The organism is Pseudoduganella buxea, assembly GCF_009720835.1.
Classification (GTDB): Bacteria; Pseudomonadota; Gammaproteobacteria; order Burkholderiales; family Burkholderiaceae_D; genus Rugamonas; species Rugamonas buxea.
In genome coordinates this window covers 14525-31599 of sequence record NZ_WNKZ01000009.1, presented here as the reverse complement: position 1 = coordinate 31599, position 17075 = coordinate 14525, and the positions used below count along the sequence as shown (strand labels likewise).

Annotated in this window: 15 protein-coding genes; 9 read left to right on the top strand and 6 right to left on the bottom strand. The window is 64.9% G+C overall.

Annotated features, from left to right (window positions below):
• Positions 1–62: 62 nt before the first annotated feature.
• Positions 63–278 (top strand): entry exclusion lipoprotein TrbK, encoded by a 216-nt coding sequence (gene trbK, locus GM672_RS28240; RefSeq protein ID WP_170299937.1) that lies wholly within the window; start codon positions 63–65, stop codon positions 276–278.
• Positions 279–307: 29 nt separating this feature from the next.
• Here trbK and GM672_RS05390 read toward each other — a convergent pair whose 3' ends face one another.
• The 5 genes from GM672_RS05390 to GM672_RS05370 form a co-directional block, all read right to left on the bottom strand.
• Complete coding sequence (locus GM672_RS05390) at positions 308–4846, bottom strand: beta strand repeat-containing protein (protein WP_155469503.1); 4539 nt, start codon at positions 4844–4846, stop codon at positions 308–310.
• An 85-nt stretch (positions 4847–4931) separates the two neighbouring features.
• Positions 4932–6992 (bottom strand): sodium:solute symporter family protein, encoded by a 2061-nt coding sequence (locus GM672_RS05385; RefSeq protein WP_155469502.1) that lies wholly within the window; start codon positions 6990–6992, stop codon positions 4932–4934.
• The gene (locus tag GM672_RS05380; protein WP_155469501.1) at positions 6989–7249 is read right to left on the bottom strand and encodes a DUF4212 domain-containing protein; all 261 of its coding nucleotides are present in this window, start codon (positions 7247–7249) and stop codon (positions 6989–6991) included. Before GM672_RS05380 ends, GM672_RS05385 begins: the two co-directional genes overlap by 4 nt.
• Positions 7250–7281: 32 nt before the next feature.
• On the bottom strand, positions 7282–8787 hold the full coding sequence (locus GM672_RS05375; RefSeq protein ID WP_229427688.1) for a sensor histidine kinase: 1506 nt from the start codon (positions 8785–8787) through the stop codon (positions 7282–7284).
• Between the two features lie 6 nt (positions 8788–8793).
• The gene (locus GM672_RS05370) at positions 8794–9486 is read right to left on the bottom strand and encodes a response regulator (RefSeq protein WP_155469500.1); all 693 of its coding nucleotides are present in this window, start codon (positions 9484–9486) and stop codon (positions 8794–8796) included.
• A 155-nt stretch (positions 9487–9641) separates the two neighbouring features.
• Between GM672_RS05370 and recA the strand changes: the two genes are divergently transcribed.
• The 8 genes from recA to GM672_RS05330 all read left to right on the top strand — a co-directional run bounded on the left by recA (position 9642) and on the right by GM672_RS05330 (position 16306).
• On the top strand, positions 9642–10718 hold the full coding sequence (gene recA, locus GM672_RS05365; RefSeq protein ID WP_155469499.1) for a recombinase RecA: 1077 nt from the start codon (positions 9642–9644) through the stop codon (positions 10716–10718).
• Between the two features lie 180 nt (positions 10719–10898).
• Positions 10899–11366, top strand: a complete 468-nt coding sequence (gene recX, locus GM672_RS05360) for a recombination regulator RecX (protein WP_155469498.1) — start codon at positions 10899–10901, stop codon at positions 11364–11366.
• 386 nt (positions 11367–11752) lie between these two features.
• A complete protein-coding gene (locus GM672_RS05355; protein ID WP_155469497.1) occupies positions 11753–12325 on the top strand; it encodes a DUF2889 domain-containing protein in 573 nt (190 codons plus the stop codon).
• Between the two features lie 86 nt (positions 12326–12411).
• The gene (gene sucC / locus GM672_RS05350) at positions 12412–13581 is read left to right on the top strand and encodes an ADP-forming succinate--CoA ligase subunit beta (protein ID WP_155469496.1); all 1170 of its coding nucleotides are present in this window, start codon (positions 12412–12414) and stop codon (positions 13579–13581) included.
• 14 nt (positions 13582–13595) lie between these two features.
• Positions 13596–14477 (top strand): succinate--CoA ligase subunit alpha, encoded by an 882-nt coding sequence (gene sucD / locus GM672_RS05345; protein ID WP_155469495.1) that lies wholly within the window; start codon positions 13596–13598, stop codon positions 14475–14477.
• Positions 14478–14560: 83 nt separating this feature from the next.
• Entirely contained in the window at positions 14561–15190 is a 630-nt protein-coding gene (locus GM672_RS05340; RefSeq protein WP_155469494.1) for an FHA domain-containing protein, read from the top strand.
• 201 nt (positions 15191–15391) lie between these two features.
• The gene (locus tag GM672_RS05335; RefSeq protein ID WP_155469493.1) at positions 15392–15934 is read left to right on the top strand and encodes a pilin; all 543 of its coding nucleotides are present in this window, start codon (positions 15392–15394) and stop codon (positions 15932–15934) included.
• A 72-nt stretch (positions 15935–16006) separates the two neighbouring features.
• The gene (locus GM672_RS05330) at positions 16007–16306 is read left to right on the top strand and encodes a hypothetical protein (protein ID WP_155469492.1); all 300 of its coding nucleotides are present in this window, start codon (positions 16007–16009) and stop codon (positions 16304–16306) included.
• Here the strand turns inward: GM672_RS05330 and GM672_RS05325 are convergent, their stop codons facing one another.
• On the bottom strand, positions 16307–17017 hold the full coding sequence (locus tag GM672_RS05325; RefSeq protein ID WP_155469491.1) for a flagellar brake protein: 711 nt from the start codon (positions 17015–17017) through the stop codon (positions 16307–16309).
• Positions 17018–17075 lie beyond the last annotated feature (58 nt).

Below are 17075 nucleotides of genomic sequence, written 5' to 3'. Positions count from 1 at the left end.
CGCCGGCCTGGCGGCATTTGGCGTACACTGCCGGTGCTCCTTCCACCGAACAGGCCCACACCATGACGCTCCAGACGATGCTTGCCGCCCTCTCCCTCGTTGTCCTCGCTGCCTGCAACAGCAAGGTCGACCCGCAACTGCAGGCCGACCAGATGACGCTCAGCGACGCTACCTGTGCCCAGGCGGAAATTGGCAAGATCGCCGACGAAGCCGTGCGCGAGAAGTTCGCGGCCCGCTGCGCCCGGCGCGATGCGGGCCCGGGCGCGGCGAACCAGTAAGCTGCCGGCCCGCCAGGGCCGGCACGCCGTCAGGGCAGGCCGTCGAACGCGATATCGCCCGCCGTGACCTTGCTCACGCCCGTCAGGATGGCGACCTGGGTCAGCTCGGCGGCCGAGACCACGGCGTCGCCGTCGGCGGCCGTGTAGACGAAGATGCCGGTGGCGGCGGCATTGGCCAGCACGAAGAGGGTGCCGTCGGCATGGCTGGCGTCACCGATAGCGGCCACGGCGGCAGCGGCCGACAGCGTTTTCGCCGCCGTCTGCAGGAACACCAGGTCGCCCTGTTCATGGAACACGAGGCGATCGCTGCCCGACACGAAATCAGTGACGGTGTCCAGCGCATCGTGGCCGAGCACGAAGGCATCCCCGCCCGCGCCGCCCGTCAGCGTGTCGGCGCCCAGGCCACCTTCCAGCCTGTCGTTGCCGATGCCGCCGGCCAGTTTGTCCTTGCCGTCGTTGCCGACGATCAGGTTGTCCAACGCATTGCCCGTGCCCGTGAAGTTGCCCGCCTTGCCGTTGATGCCGGTGTAATACAGCGTCTCGACGTCTGCCGCCAGCGTATAGGTGGCCAGCGAGGTCTGCACCGTGTCCGTGCCCGCACCGGGCAATTCCACCACCTTGTCGCCCACTGTGTCGACGCGGTAGACGTCGTCGCCCGCGCCGCCCAGCAGCCGGTCGTTGCCGGCGCCGCCGTCGAGCGTGTCGTTGCCGCTGCCGCCGTCCAGCACATTGGCCGCGCCGTTGCCCGTCAAGACATTGTCGCCGCCGTTGCCCGTCACGTTGACGGCTGCCTTCGACGTCACGACAGCGTTGTCGACATGGTCGGCCAGCACATAGGTCGCGGCCGTGGCGATGGTCACCAGCGCCGTGTCGGTGCCGCCGTCGGCCTGTTCGACAATGACGTCGTCCTTGTTCTCGACGGTGTAGCGGTCGTCGCCATCCAGGCCGGTCATCGTGTCGGCGCCGCCCTTGCCATCCAGCAGGTCGTTGTCCACCGTGCCCGTGACGCGGTCGCCCCAGGACCCGGGATTGCCCGCACCGGCAAGGTCGGCGAAATCATAAGCCTGCTGGCCGAAGTGGAAGGTCTCGACATTCCTGACGACGATGACGGCCTGGCTGGCCTTGTCCGTCAGCTGCAGTTCGCGCTCGCCCGTGCGCACCGTGTCGTAATTGTCCAGGCCCGGCAGGAAGACCACTGAGTCCGTGCCGGCGCCGCCGTCGATGCTGTCCTTGCCGCCGTTGTAGACCAGCACATCGTTGCCGTTGCCGCCGGCCAGGCTGTCCGCGCCGGCACCGCCCACCAGCGTGTCGTCGCCGTCCAGGCCGGACAGCCTGGCACCGGCCGCCGACATCGTCATCAACAGGTTGCCCAGGCCGTTGCCGGTGCCCGTGAAGGTGCCGGCGCCGGTGTACAGCATCTGCTCGACGGCGCTGCCCAGCGTGTAGCTGGCCAGGGTGGTACGCACGGCGTCATTGCCGCCGCCGGCCAGTTCGATGACGACATCGCCGGCATTGTCGATCACGTAGAAGTCGTCGCCGGCACCGCCGGCCAGCGTGTCCTTGCCGATACCGCCATCCAGCGTGTTGTCGGCGGCGTTGCCGGTGATCGCGTTGTTCAGCGCATTGCCGGTGCCGTCGATGGTGGCCTCGCCCGTCAGCACCAGCGCTTCCACGTTCTCGCCCAGCACATGGCTGCGGTCGGACTGCACCGTGTCGCTGCCGCCGTTGACCAGTTCGATGACCTTTACGCCGTCGTGCCTGACCACGTACACGTCGTTGCCGGCGCCGCCGGCCAGCACGTCGTCCGCCTGCGTGCTGGCGATGGTGTCGTTGGCGGAGGAGGCGATGTTGAACGTGACGTCGTCCAGGCCCAGGGTGCCGGAGTCGAAGCGGAACTGTTCGACATTGCGCACCAGGACCGTGTCGCCGCCGGCCTTGTGCGTCAGGCGCAGGTCCGTGGCGGACACTTTTTCGCGCGCGTAGTCGCCCAGGTCGCCCGCCAGCACCAGCGTATCGGCACCGGCGCCGCCGTCGACCGTGTCCCTGCCGCCATCGGTGTGCAGCTCATCGTCGCCCAGGCCGCCCTGCAGGCTGTCGTTGCCGCCGTTGCCGGCCAAGGTGTCGTTGCCGGCGCCGCCGTCGAGCGTGTCGTTGCCGCCCAGGCCGCTCAGCAGGTTGTGGCCGCCGTTCCCCGTCAGCCGGTCGGCGAAGTCGCGCGAGCCGGACAGGCCTTCGATGGCCAGCAAGGTATCCGTGCCGCCAAAGCCGTCGCTGGCCTTGCCCGTGACGAGGCTGGCCGTGACGCCGGCCCTGGCGTCGAAATAATCGGCCACGTCGAAGCCGCCACGGCCGTCCAGCACGTCGTTGCCCGCGCGGCCATTGAAGGACTCGTCGGCATCGCTGCCCTGCAGCGTGTCATGCAAGCCCGAGCCGCGCACGCCTTCGATGCCGAGCAGCCGGTCGGTACCGCCCAGGCCGTCCTGCGCCGACTGCGCGGCCAGGTCCACGGCCACGGCGGTGGTGCTGGACAGGTAGTCGGCCAGGTCGATGCCGCCCGCGCCGTCGATGACGTCGTTGCCGCCGTTGCCGGTGAAGATCTCGATGGCCGTGCCGTCCGAGCCCGTGATGGTGTCGTTGAAGTTCGTGCCCAGCACGCCCTCGATATTGGCCAGCGTGTCGGTGTTGCCGCTGGCGTCGGTGGCCGTTTGCGTGCCCAGGTTGACGGTGACGGCCCGCCCGCCCGTATTGATGTAGCTGACGAAATCGGTGCCGGCGCCGCCGTCCAGCGTGTCGTTGCCGGCGCCGCCTTCGAGCCATTCGATCAGGGCGCTGTCCGAACCGGTGATGCTGTCGTGGCCACGTCCGCCCACTACCTGGTTGATGTTGACCAGCATATCCGAGCCGGTGTCCGCGCCGGTGGCCGTCTGCCGGCCCAGGTCGACGGTGACGGCTTCGGTCGAGAAGCCGTAGAAGACCATATTCCGGTTGGCATAGCCGAGGGTGTCCGTGATGGCGCCGCCGTCCACGCTGTCGTTACCGCCGCGCAGGTCGAACGATTCGGCGACGAGGGCCGTGCTGCCCGTGATGGTGTCGTCGTACTCGCTGCCCTGCACGCCGTTGATGTTGACGAGTGTGTCGGTGCCTTTCAGCCCGTCGCTGGCCCTGCCGGTGGCCAGGTTGACGTTGACGCCGGCCGTGGCGTCCACGTAGGACGCCCGGTTCAGGTCGTTGCCGGCGATGGCGCCGCCGTCCAGGGTGTCGTTGCCGGCACCGCCGCGCAGCAGGTCGCTGCCGGTGCCGCCTTGCAGGCTGTCGTTGCCGCCGTTGCCGATCAGACCGTCGTTGCCGGCGTTGCCCGTCAGTTTGTCGTTGCCGCCGGCGCCGTGGAGGTAGTTGTTGGCGGCGTTGCCCGTGCCTGTGAACGCGGCCGTGCCGGCATAGCGCAGGTCTTCCACGTTCTGGCCCAGCGTGTAGGTCGCCAGCGTCGTTTCGACCATGTCGTAGACGTTGGCCGCGTCCAGTCCTTCGACGATGACGTCGGCGGCATTGTCGACGATGTACAGGTCGCTGCCGAGGCCTCCGCGCATCGTGTCGGCACCGGCGCCCCCGTCGAGGAGGTTGTTGCCGTCGTTGCCCGTGATGGTGTTTTTCAGGTCGTTGCCGGTGCCCCACAGGTCGGCGTTGCCCAGCAGTTCCAGGTTTTCGACATTGGCGGCCAGGCCCATGCTGCCCGTCGTGCGCACCGTATCGATGCCGCCCGTGGCCGCCTCCAGCACGATCGCGGCGGCATGCCCGATGACATAGGTGTCGTTGCCGCCGCCGCCGGCCAGCAATTGGCCGTCGCCCGTCGTCGTGATGGTTTCGGCAAGGGCCGACGCGCCTTTGGCCCGCAGCGATTCGATGGCGTAAGTCTTGTCGATGAATTGGATGGTTTCCACGCCGCGCAGCACGACCGCCTTGCCGGTGGCATCGAGCAACTGCGTATCGTTGTCATTGAGGCGTATGACGGCATAGTCCTTGCGCGAGCCCGGCATCCAGATGCGGTCGGCGCCGGCGCCGCCATCCACCAGACCTTCCATGCCAAGTGCGACGAAGCGGTCGTCGCCGGTGCCACCGATCAGGGTTGACTTGCCGTCGTTGCCGAACAGGGTGTCGTCGCCCGTTCCGCCATCGAGCAGGTCGGTCGTGCCGCCCGCTTCCAGGTAGTCGTTGCCGGCGCCGCCCAGCAGGGTATTGTTGCCGTCGAAGCCCCCCAGCGTATCGTTGCCGTCTCCTCCATCGAGCCGGTCGTTGCCGTTGTGGCCGAGGATGAGGTTGTCCAGTGCATTGCCCGTGCCGACGAAGCCGATCGCCGTTTCGTGTTCCAGGTTCTCCACGTTCGCCCCCAGCGTATAACTGGCCAGGGTGGTGAAGATGGTGTCGTTGCCTTCGCCAGGCTGCTCGATCACCTTCGTCGCGCTGGAATACACCAGATAGGCGTCGTCGCCCGCGCCGCCCGCGAGCGTGACATTGAACACACTGGTGGCTTCCATGAGATCGTCGTCGCCGGTGCCTGAGATTAGTGCCATGAGTACATCCCTGTTATCGTGGTTAAATTATTATTTTGCTAATGATAACATTGGGCAAGTACCTGGCGGCGATTTTGCGGGGTGGTCAGTCTCCTTCCGGCGTGCGGACATGCGTCACCAGCGCCGCGCTGCGCGCGTCCGGCGCTGGCGTCACGAGGCTGACCAGTACGAGGGCCAGCAGGCCGGCGGGCACGCCGAACACGCCGGCGGAGATGGGCGCGATGTGGAACCACTGGTCGGCCGTGCTGCCGCCCAGCGTGGGATTGGTGTGCAGCATGTAGAACTGGCACACCAGGTAGCCCGTGGCCATGCCGGCCAGCGCGCCGTAGTGGTTGGCGCGGCGCCAGAACACGCCCACCACCAGCGCCGGGAACAGCGTCGACGCGGCCAGCGAGAACGCCGCGCCCACCAGCGACAGGATGTCGCCCGGCCGGGTCGAGGCGGAATAGGCGGCCACGAACGCCACGCCCAACAGAATCAGCTTGGAGATGGTGACGCGCTTCTGCGTCGAGGCCTTCGGATCGATGGTCTTGTAGTACACGTCGTGCGAGAGCGCGTTCGAGATGGCCAGCAGCAGGCCGTCCGCCGTGGACAGGGCCGCGGCCAGGCCGCCGGCGGCCACCAGGCCCGAGATCACATACGGCAGGCCGGCGATTTCCGGCGTGGCCAGCACCAGCACGTCGCCGTCGATGGCGATTTCGGCCAGCTGCACGATGCCGTCGGCATTGATGTCGGCGATGCTGATCAGGGGATTGGCCCGGTCCACGTTGGCCCAGTACGACACCCACGTGGGCAGGTGGGCGAAATCGCTGCCCACCAGGGCCGTGTAGACGTCGTATTTCACCAGCACCGCCAGGGCCGGGATGGTCAGGTAGATCAGCAGGATGAAGAACAGGGTCCAGAATACGGAGATGCGGGCCTGGTCCACCGACGGCGTCGTGTAGGAGCGCATCAGGATGTGGGGCAGGGCGGCCGTGCCCAGCATCATGCAGAAGGCCAGCGCGAGGAAATTATTGCGCTTGCTGTCCGACTCCTCGCGGCTGGCGCCAGGGAAGGGCACGGCATGCGGCGTGACGGGGCGGGCCCGCGCCAGGTTCTCGTCGCGCAGGGCGGTCCAGGCGCCGACGGCGTCGGTGGCGTTTTTCGGATAGGCGATCAGGGCCCGCTCGGCGCTGCGGATCTCGATCAGCGAGGCATTGCGCTGCCGCACGCTGTCGAGATGATGCTGCAGCGTGGCGCGGCCGTTTTCCCACGACGCGGGCAGGCCGTCCAGGCGGTGCTGGTAGTCGGCCGCGCGCTGGCGGAAGATGCTCCGTACCTGGGCTTCCTTGTCGTCCACGATCAGGGCCGCTTCGCGCGCGCTCAGTTGCGGCAGCAGCTTGCCGTAGGCGACCTGCGGGATCGGATTGCCGCTGTGCTTGGCCGACAGCCACATGGCGGGAATCAGGAAGGCGGCCAGGATGATGATGTACTGCGCCACCTGGGTCCACGTGATGGCGCGCATGCCGCCCAGGAACGAGCACACGAGGATGCTGGCCAGCCCGAGGAAGATGCCGACGGAGAAATCGACGCCCGTGAAGCGCGACGCGATCAGGCCCACGGCATAGATCTGCGCCACCACATACGTGAACGAGATCAGGATGGTGGCGGCAACGGCCACCAGCCGCACGGCGCGCCCGCCCCTGGCGCCGCCGTAGCGGGCCGCCAGGAAGTCGGGAATGGTGTACTGGCCGAACTTGCGCAGGTAGGGCGCGATCAGCAGGGCCACCAGGCAGTAGCCGCCGGTCCAGCCCATGATGTAGGCCAGGCCGTCGAAGCCGTGCAGGTACAGGCCGCCGGCCAGGCTGATGAAGCTGGCGGCCGAAATCCAGTCCGCCGCCGTCGCCATGCCGTTGTACAGGGCCGGTACGCGCCGCCCCGCCACATAGTATTCCGCCACGTTCGACGTGCGGCTGACCAGGCCGATCGACGCGTACAGCACGATGGTGGCGAACATGAACATGTAGCCGATCCACACGCGCGGCATGCCTTCGTTTTCCAGCACGGCCAGCGCCACCAGGAAGGCGCCGAAGCCCAGCGTGAAGAAGCCGTAGTAGCGCGTCAGGCGCTGGAAGAAGGCGCGCTGCGCGGCGCGGCTGGAACTCAAGCGGCCTCCCGTGCCCGGCGCCAGCGGCGGTCCAGCCGGTGCATGCGCCAGGCGTAGATGCCGATCAGGGCCAGGTAGACCAGCGAGGCGCCCTGGGCGGCCAGGTAGAACGACAGGGGCCAGCCGAACACGGTCAGGCCATTCAGTTCGCGGGCGAAGAAGACGGCGAAAAAGCCCGTCAGCAGCCAGGCCAGCAGCAGGATCGCGGTGAGGCGGCGGGTGGCGCGCCAGTGCCGCGCGAGGCGCTCTTCAGTCATCGTTCATCATCCACGCTTGTTATCCACGCTTGTTATCCGAAATAGGGCGGTTCGTCGTCCACGGCGGCCGGCGCCGGCCGGGGCGGGAAGGTCAGCCGGAACAGGCTGCCGGGGTATTTCGGCTGGGTGGCGCGCGGGTTGCTGAAGACGTCGATCTCGGCGCCGTGCTGCTGGGCGATCTCGCGCACGATGGCCAGCCCCAGGCCGCTGCCTTCGACATTGCTGCCCAGGATGCGGTAGAAGCGCTCGAACACGTGCAGCCGTTCGGCCGGGGGAATGCCGGGGCCCGTGTCCTCCACTTCGAGCACGGCCGCGTCACCGTCGGCGCGCACCCGCACCGTCACGCTACCGCCGGCCGGTGTGTAGCGCAGCGCGTTGTCGATCAGGTTCGACAGCAGCTCGCGCAGCATGACGGGGTTGCCGTCGATATCGACGGGGCTGTCCGGCCCTTCGTAACCCAGGTCGATGCGGTGGCTGAACGAGGCGGGCACCCAGTCGCGCACGGCGTTGCGGGCGACGTCGGCCAGGTCCAGCAGTTCGAACGGCGCGCCCGATTGCGGCTGGTTTTCGGCCCGCGCCAGCGCCAGCAGCTGGTTCACCAGGCGCGTGGCCGCTTCCGAGCTTTTCGCCAGCTGTTCCAGCGAGCGGTGGATTTCCTGCTGGTCGGTCTGGCGCAGCGCCAGCTCCGACTGCATGCGCATGCCGGCCAGCGGCGTCTTCATCTGGTGCGCGGCGTCGGCGATGAAGCGCTTCTGCATGTCGATCGACTGCGACAGGCGCGCCAGCATCTCGTTGAGCGAGCGCACCAGCGGCGTGATCTCTTCCGGCACCTGGGTCGGCGCAATGGGCGACAGATCGTCCGACGGGCGCGCGCGGATGCGTTCCTGCAGCTCGGCCAGCGGCAGCAGGCCACGCGACAGGGCGAACCACACGAGGCCCAGCACCACGGGCAGGATGATGAACTGGGGCAGGATCACGCCCTTGATGATTTCATTGGCCAGCTTGGCGCGCTTTTCCAGCGTCTCGGCCACCTGCACCAGGGCCAGCCGGGGCGGACGCCGGGCGTCCTCTTCCAGATTGACGTAGGCGTAGGCCACGCGGATCGGCGTGCCGTGCAGGTTGTCGCCCCGGAAGCGCACGGCGCCCGCGTGCAGGGTGTCGTCGTCGGCCTGCGGCTCGGGGCGGGGCAGGTCGCGGTCGCCGTCGACATAGCCGCCCTGGGGACCCAGGATCTGGAAGTAGATGCTGTCGATATCGTCGGCGCGCAGGATGTCGCGGGCCGAGCCGGGCAGGCGCTGCACCAGCTTGCCGTTCACTTCGCGTACCTGCTGGGCCAACACGGTGACGGAATCCTCCAGCGCGTGGTCGAACGGCTGGTTGGCGATGGACTTGGCCACCAGGTAGGTGATGGCGATGCTCATCGGCCACAGCAGCAGCAGCGGCGCCAGCATCCAGTCGAGGATCTCGCCGAACAGCGAATGGTGGATCTCGCCTTCTTCCTCGGGCGCGTCGTTCCAGCTCTGGTCGTCGGCACTCACGGGGGCTTACTTGACGTCGGCCGGCGCGGCGCCGCTGTATTTTTCCAGGCAGTAGCCCAGCCCGCGCACGGTGGCGATGCGGATGCCGCCCGTCTCGATTTTTTTTCGCAGGCGGTGCACATACACTTCGATGGCGTTGTTGCTCACTTCCTCGCCCCATTCGCACAGGTGATCGACCAGCTGCTCCTTCGACACCAGGCGGCCGGTGCGGGCCAACAGGATTTCCAGCAGGCCCAGCTCGCGCGCCGACAATTCCAGCATCTGCTCGTTGATATAGGCGCTGCGGCCGACCTGGTCGTAAGTGAGCGGGCCGTGCTTGACGACGGTGGAGCCGCCGCCCTGGCCGCGGCGGGTCAGCGCCCGCACCCGCGCTTCCAGCTCCGACAGGGCGAAGGGCTTGGCCATGTAGTCGTCCGCGCCCAGGTCCAGGCCGTTGACCCGCTGCTCGACGGAATCGGCCGCCGTCAGGATCAGCACGGGCAGCAGCGAGGCGCGCGAGCGCAGCCGGCGCAGCACCTCCAGCCCGGACAGCTTGGGCAGGCCCAGATCCAGGATCAGCAGGTCGAATTCCTGCGTGGACAGGGCCGTGTCGGCTTCCTGCCCGTTCTTGACGCAGTCGATGGCATAGCCGGACTGGCGCAGGGAACGCGTCAATCCGTCCGCCAGGACGCTGTCATCTTCGGCTAGTAAAATACGCATGGTGATCCGCACAAGAGTAGCTTTCATTCTACTCAATGCGCGGGGCTTTGGCGGCCGATCTGGGGGTGCGCACGCGAGCATAAACAGCGCTTGCAAAAACCACTGGATGCATATACAGTATCGGCTGAACGAAACGATTAAGGCGAAAGATGATCATGGACGACAAGAAAGCGGCAGTACCTGCATCGGAAAAAGCCAAGGCGCTTGCCGCAGCGCTGGCTCAGATTGAAAAGCAGTTCGGCAAGGGTTCCGTGATGCGCATGGACGCCAGTGCTCCGCTGGAAGAAGTGCAGACCGTCTCCACCGGCTCGCTGGGCCTGGATATCGCCCTCGGCGTCGGCGGCTTGCCGCGCGGCCGCGTGGTCGAAATCTACGGTCCTGAATCGTCGGGCAAGACCACCCTGACCCTGCAGACCATCGCCGAGATGCAGAAGATCGGCGGCACCTGCGCGTTCATCGACGCGGAACACGCGCTGGACGTCACCTATGCCCAGAAGCTGGGCGTGAACCTGCACGAGCTGCTGATCTCGCAGCCGGACACGGGCGAACAGGCACTGGAGATCTGCGATGCGCTGGTGCGCTCCGGCTCCGTGGACATGATCGTCATCGACTCCGTGGCGGCGCTGACGCCACGCGCCGAGATCGAAGGCGATATGGGCGACTCGCTGCCGGGCCTGCAGGCACGCCTGATGTCCCAGGCACTGCGCAAGCTGACCGGCACGATCAACCGCACCAACACGCTGGTCATCTTCATCAACCAGATCCGCATGAAGATCGGCGTGATGTTCGGCAGCCCGGAAACGACCACCGGTGGTAACGCGCTGAAGTTCTACGCCTCCGTGCGCCTGGACATCCGCCGTACCGGCTCGATCAAGTCCGGCGACGAAGTGATCGGTAACGAAACGAAGGTCAAGGTCGTCAAGAACAAGATCGCGCCGCCGTTCAAGGAAGCCCACTTCGACATCCTGTATGGAGAAGGCACGTCGCGCGAAGGCGAGATCATCGACCTGGGCGTGGAAGCGAAGATCGTCGAGAAGTCCGGTTCCTGGTACAGCTACGGCGGCGAACGCATCGGTCAAGGCAAGGACAATGCCCGTACCTTCCTGAAGGAACGTCCGGCACTGGCCCGCGAGATCGAGAACAAGGTTCGCGCCTCGCTGGGCGTGCGCGAACTGCCGCCATCGGCGGGCGACGGCGATGCGCCGGCCCCGAAGCTGAAGGCCGTCGACTAAGCACCGCAGCGCAGCAAATCCAGTAAGATGCCAACGCCACCGACCGCTCCGCGGCGGTGGCGTTTCTCGTTGGCGCCTGCCCCGAGACCCTGCCTTGGGTCTCGTTGTTGCTCCGTTGTTGCTCCGTTGTTGCTCGTTTCTACCTCCGTCGATTACCCAAACTCCACCTTTGCGTTGCCCATGCGAGCCCCACCCCCCAGTCTCAAAGCCCGTGCCCTGCGCCTCCTCTCCACCCGCGAACACAGCCGCCTGGAGCTGGGCCGCAAGCTGGCCCGCCACGCGGAAGAGGGCGAGGACGTCGAGGCGCTGCTGGACTGGCTGGAAAAAAACAAGTGGCTGTCGCAGGAGCGCTTCTCCGAATCCCTCGTGCACCGCCGCTCGGCCCGCTACGGCAACAGCCGCATCCTGGCCGAGCTGCAAAGCCACGGCATCGTCGGCGACGCGCTGCAGGACCTGAAGGCCGGCCTGGCCGAAGACGAGGTGGCGCGCTGCTGCGAGGTGTGGCAACGCAAGTTCCACGGCCAGGTGGCCGAAGACGCGGAAACCCGCGCCAAGCAGATGCGCTTCCTGATCCAGCGCGGCTTCTCCCAGAAAGCCGTCCGCGCCGCCATGAAGGGCATCGATCCCGACGACGACTTCTTCGGCTGACGAAAAAACCGGGGACAGTCCCCTGTTTTAAAGAAACTTGCTCGAAAAATGGGGACAGACCCCATTTTTGCGGCAACTGTTTCTCGGCGACAGAGGAAGACGGGGGGCGTTTTGCTGCCGTTCCCAGTTATAAGCTGGCTAGTTGCAAAAGAGACACATGCGATTCGTAGTGTGAATGGCAAGATTGCGGCCCGTTTTACTCTGCAGTGCAGCATAAACCGGGTAGTTGTACGATCACATCGCTCGCGCAGCCCTGTTCGGTGTGCTACACTTTTGTGGTTTTATGCAGCACCGCGGGTGCGGTGGTTGTCCGTAGAAGCTGCGGCAACGTACTTTTCTGTACATGGCTGCTTACTAATTTGGCCGCGCAAGCGGCATCGGTGTTTATGTCCCTGTCAACTCCAGTCTCACGTCGCGCGCTGCGCCATACGCGCGCCATCGACATCCAGGCGTTCGCGCGCGAGGATGGCCTGTGGGACCTCGACGCCCATATCACCGACATCAAAGTCGCCGACACCCTGCTGGCTTCCGGCTTGCGCCCGGGCGGACAGCCCCTGCATGATCTCTGGTTGCGTATTACCGTGGACCGGCAGCTGACCATCGTCGCCGCCGAAGCTGTGTCGGACGCCGTGCCTTATACCGGCTTCTGCAATACCATCGGCCCCGCCTACGGCGCCCTCGTCGGATTGAACCTGATGCGCGGCTTCCGGCACGAGCTGAAGGCGCGCCTGTCGGGCATTGCCGGCTGCACGCACCTGACGGAGCTGGCGCAGATCCTGCCGACGGCCGCCGTCCAGGCCTTCGCCAACGACGTCTGGCCCACCTATGACAGTGCCACCGCCGTCCAGCCAACCGAGAAACCGTTCCAACTCGACAAATGCCACGCCCTCCGTACCGATGGCGGGGCAGTTGCCCAGTTCTACCCACGCTGGGTGGTCAAATCCGCCGACACAGCCTAGGTGCCGCACGACCGCAGCATCCGTAACACCATTTGCACCCATTAGTACCATTAACCATTCAAATCTGTATCAGAAGGGAAGCCAGCATGAAAATCCATGAGTATCAAGGCAAAGAGATCCTCCGAAAATTCGGAGTGACGGTTCCGCGCGGCATTCCGTGCATGACCGTGGAAGAGGCGGTGAAAGCTGCCGAAACGCTGGGCGGCCCGGTTTGGGTGGTGAAGGCGCAGATCCACGCCGGTGGCCGTGGCAAAGGCGGCGGCGTCAAGGTGGCCAAGTCGCTGGAGCAGGTCAAGGAATACTCGGAACAGATCATGGGCATGCAGCTGATCACGCACCAGACTGGCCCTGAAGGCCAGAAAGTGCGCCGCCTGATGATCGAAGAAGGCGCCGACATCAAGCAGGAACTGTATGTTTCGCTGGTGACGGACCGCGTCTCGCAGCGCGTCGTGCTGATGGCGTCCTCCGAAGGCGGCATGGACATCGAGGAAGTGGCCGAGTCCCATCCTGAAAAAATCCACAACATCATCATCGATCCGGCCGTGGGCCTGACCGACGCGGATGCCGACGACGTCGCCCGCAAGATCGGCGTGCCGGAAGGTTCGATCGCCGACGCCCGCGCCAACCTGCAAGGCCTGTACAAAGCCTACTGGGAAACGGACGCATCGCTGGCCGAAATCAACCCGCTGATCGTCACCGGCAACGGCAAGATCATCGCCCTGGACGCCAAGTTCAACTTCGACGCCAACGCCCTGTTCCGTCATCCTGAAATTGTCGCCTACCGCGACCTGGACGAAGAAGATCCAGCCGAAGTCGAAGCGTCGAAGTTCGACCTGGCCTACATCTCCCTGGACGGCAATATCGGCTGCCTGGTGAACGGTGCCGGCCTGGCCATGGCCACGATGGACACCATCAAGCTGTTCGGCGGCGAGCCTGCCAACTTCCTGGACGTGGGCGGTGGCGCCACGGCCGAGAAAGTGACCGAAGCATTCAAGATCATGCTGAAGAACCCAGGCCTGAAAGCCATCCTGGTGAACATCTTCGGCGGCATCATGCGTTGCGACGTGATCGCCGAAGGCGTCATCACCGCATCGAAGGCCGTTTCCCTGCAGGTTCCGCTGGTCGTGCGCATGAAGGGCACCAACGAAGACCTGGGCAAGAAGATGCTGGCCGACTCCGGCCTGCCGATCATCGCTGCCGATACGATGGAAGACGCAGCCAAGAGCGTTGTTGCCGCTGCTGCTGGCCAAGCATAATTTAAGGAACCAACATGTCGATTCTGATCAACAAAGACACCAAAGTCATCACCCAGGGTATTACCGGCAAGACCGGTCAGTTCCACACCCGCATGTGCCGCGACTACGCGAACGGCAAGAACGCCTTCGTGGCAGGCGTGAACCCGAAGAAAGCCGGCGAAGACTTCGAAGGCATTCCAATCTTCGGTTCCGTGAAGGAAGCCGCAACCCAGACCGGCGCGACCGTGTCGGTGATCTACGTGCCACCAGCAGGCGCTGCCGCCGCGATCTGGGAGGCCGTCGAAGCCGAACTGGAACTGGCCATTTGCATCACCGAAGGCATCCCAGTCCGTGACATGATGGAAATCAAGGACCGCATGGCCAAAGCCGGCTCGAAGACCCTGCTGCTGGGTCCTAACTGCCCAGGCCTGATCACCCCTGACGAAATCAAGATCGGCATCATGCCAGGTCACATCCACAAGAAGGGCCGTATCGGCGTCGTGTCCCGTTCGGGCACGCTGACGTACGAAGCGGTCGGTCAGCTGACCGCGCTGGGCCTGGGCCAATCGTCGGCAGTCGGTATCGGCGGCGACCCGATCAACGGCCTGAAGCACATCGACGTGATGCGCATGTTCAACGATGATCCTGAGACCGACGCGGTCATCATGATCGGCGAAATCGGCGGTCCGGACGAAGCCAACGCCGCCCGTTGGATCAAGGACAACATGAAGAAGCCAGTGGTCGGCTTCATCGCCGGCGTAACCGCGCCTCCAGGCAAGCGCATGGGCCACGCCGGCGCGCTGATCTCCGGTGGCGCCGATACGGCACAAGCCAAGCTGGACATCATGGAAGAATGCGGCATCACCGTGACGAAGAACCCGTCGGAAATGGCGCGCCTGCTGAAGGCCATGCTGTAATCGACACGTTTCACGACGTGCACCCGCCATTGGCGGGATAATAACGGGGGCGCAAGCCCCCGTTATTCATTTGGAGGACCGATTTGGCGAAAATCCTGATTTCCCGCGACGGCGTGCTGGAGCAAACCGTGCAGCTGACCCGCGAGCGCATGACGATCGGACGCCATCGTCACAACGACATCGTGCTGGAGCAGCCCACCGTCAGCGGCGAGCACGCCGTCATCACGACCATCCTGGACGACTCCTTCCTGGAAGATTTGTACAGCACCAACGGTACCTTCGTGAACGGCCACCGCATCGGCAAGCATTACCTGCAGAACAAGGACCAGATCAAGCTGGCCCGCTACCGCATCGAATTTGTCGCCGACGGCATCCGCCCCCTGACGGGCGCCGCCCTGTCGCCGGCCGCGCTGCCCCATGCCACATTTGCGCCGACGGCGGCAAGCCTGCCGCCACCGGCCCGCATCGAAGTGCTCAACGGCAGCAATGCCGGCAAGCGCCTGGAACTGGCCAAGCCGCAAACCAGCCTGGGCCGCAGTGGCGTGCAGGTGGTCGTCATCAGCCGCGGCCCCGCCGGTTACGCGGCCGCCCACACGGAAGGGGACCGCGTCCCGCTCCTGAACGGCACGCCGCTGGGCCCGCAGCCGCAACCGCTCGCGGACGGCGACGTGCTGGAACTGTCCGGCACGCGGATGGCCTTCCGCAGCCACTGACAAATTTCGTCAGCTGACAATTCCGGCGCGCGCTTGTGACAATTTGTGAGAGTTGGACTGACAAAAAACGTCAATGTGGGGCCGAAGAATGCCGCGAATTGTCGGTTTCGGACGGGAAAACGGGGGTAAACGGGCTGGCACGCCAATTGCTGTACATCAAGTGTCGCAACCCAATTCGTAATTCACCCCGAGGAGCAGCAAATGAAATCCATGAAAATGATGAAGCAACAAGCCCAGGCCGGTTTCACCCTGATCGAACTGATGATCGTCGTGGCCATCATCGGCATCCTGGCCGCTGTCGCGATTCCTCAGTACAGCAACTACACCGTGAAGGCGAAAATCGCCAACGCGCTGACCGCCGGCGATTCGCTGAAGACCGTCGTTGGTATGTGCCTGCAAGAAACCAGCGGCGACAAGGATGCCTGCGATAACGGCGCTAATGGCATTCCGGCGGCCAACACCTTTACTGCAACCAAGGAAGTCTCCGCTGCAACCGTCACCAACGGTAACGTCGAGCTGACCCTGACCGACATTGGCAAGGGCACGTCGGGCAAGAAGATCACGATGACGTCGAACCCAGGCACCAGCAACATCACCTGGACCAACAGCACCGATATCAGCGCTACCGATAACGCGGCCGCTGTCGAAGCCATTACGAAGAACAACCCAGCAGCAGCGTCGGGTTCCGGCACTGGCACCGGCACCGGCACTGGCACTGGCACGGGCACCGGCACCGGCACCTAAGCAAATACAACAAGAAGAAACCGGGCTTCGGCCCGGTTTTTTTTCGTCCATCAATCAGAAAAAAAGGAAACAATGTACTGGCTACGCAAGCTGAAGGAAGACCTGCGCATCTGGCCTTTTCAGAATCTCGTGTTGTTCTGGATTGTCGTCTGTTTACTTGCACCGTTTGCCCGGGTGGGCTGGCAGCTCGTGACCGGCATGCCGGTTACGTTCAATCCGCTATTCTTGCTGGCACCGCTGTTCCTGCTGGTGAAAGGCATTTGCCTGACGCAGGGCACATGGGAGCAGCCGTCGGCACTGATGCAGGTGCTGCGCTGCTTGGCAATAACCGCCGCTGGCGTCGTCCTGCTCCTTTGGATCGTCCGCGGCTGATCAGACGATCTTCTGCCGGTCCGCGATCAGCGCTTCGTACGTCAGGTTCTGCAGCATCAGGTAATGCGCATGTTCCAGGTCGATGAACTGCAGGCCGTAGGAATAGCGCGGCGGCAGGTCGGGCGCGGGTGCCTTGACCGTGCCAGCATTGCGGATGATGGCGCGGGTCGTCATCAGCACTTCGCGGTTGTCCGGCTGCGCGATCAGGGTGAACTTCAGCGCCACTTCGCCTTCCTGCTGGCCGAACTCGCGGGCGCTTTCCACCAGCGCGCCCGAGACGCTCAGGTTGACGATGAATACGCGCTGGTCGATGCCGGCGTCGCCCCGCAACTGGGCGGGGATGTCGACCTTGACCCGCATCGACGTGCGCAGGTTCGTCCCCTGGATGCGGTCGGGGAAGGAAACGTGGGCGTAGTACAGCGGGCGCTGGAAGATGCGGTGCACGATGCAGGAAAACGAGCACACGTTCACGCCGGAAAAAACGCGCAGGGTCAGCTTGTCGCCTTCGTTCAGCGCGATGGGCGCACCGTTCTCGAACGGAATCTTGACGATCAGGTACTCGTCCTTGACCCAGCCGATGACGCTGGAGAAGTGCTGGATGGGCTTCAAGGTGCGATGCGTGATGAACTGCACGCGCCCGCCAACCTGCAGGTTCATCTGTTCGAATTCATAGACCGTGGGCGCATTCTCGCCCGGCGCACTGCTCGCCATCGCTGCTCTTTCAACGCAAGAGAAACGATCATTATAGCGGCGGCAACGACCAAGTCTC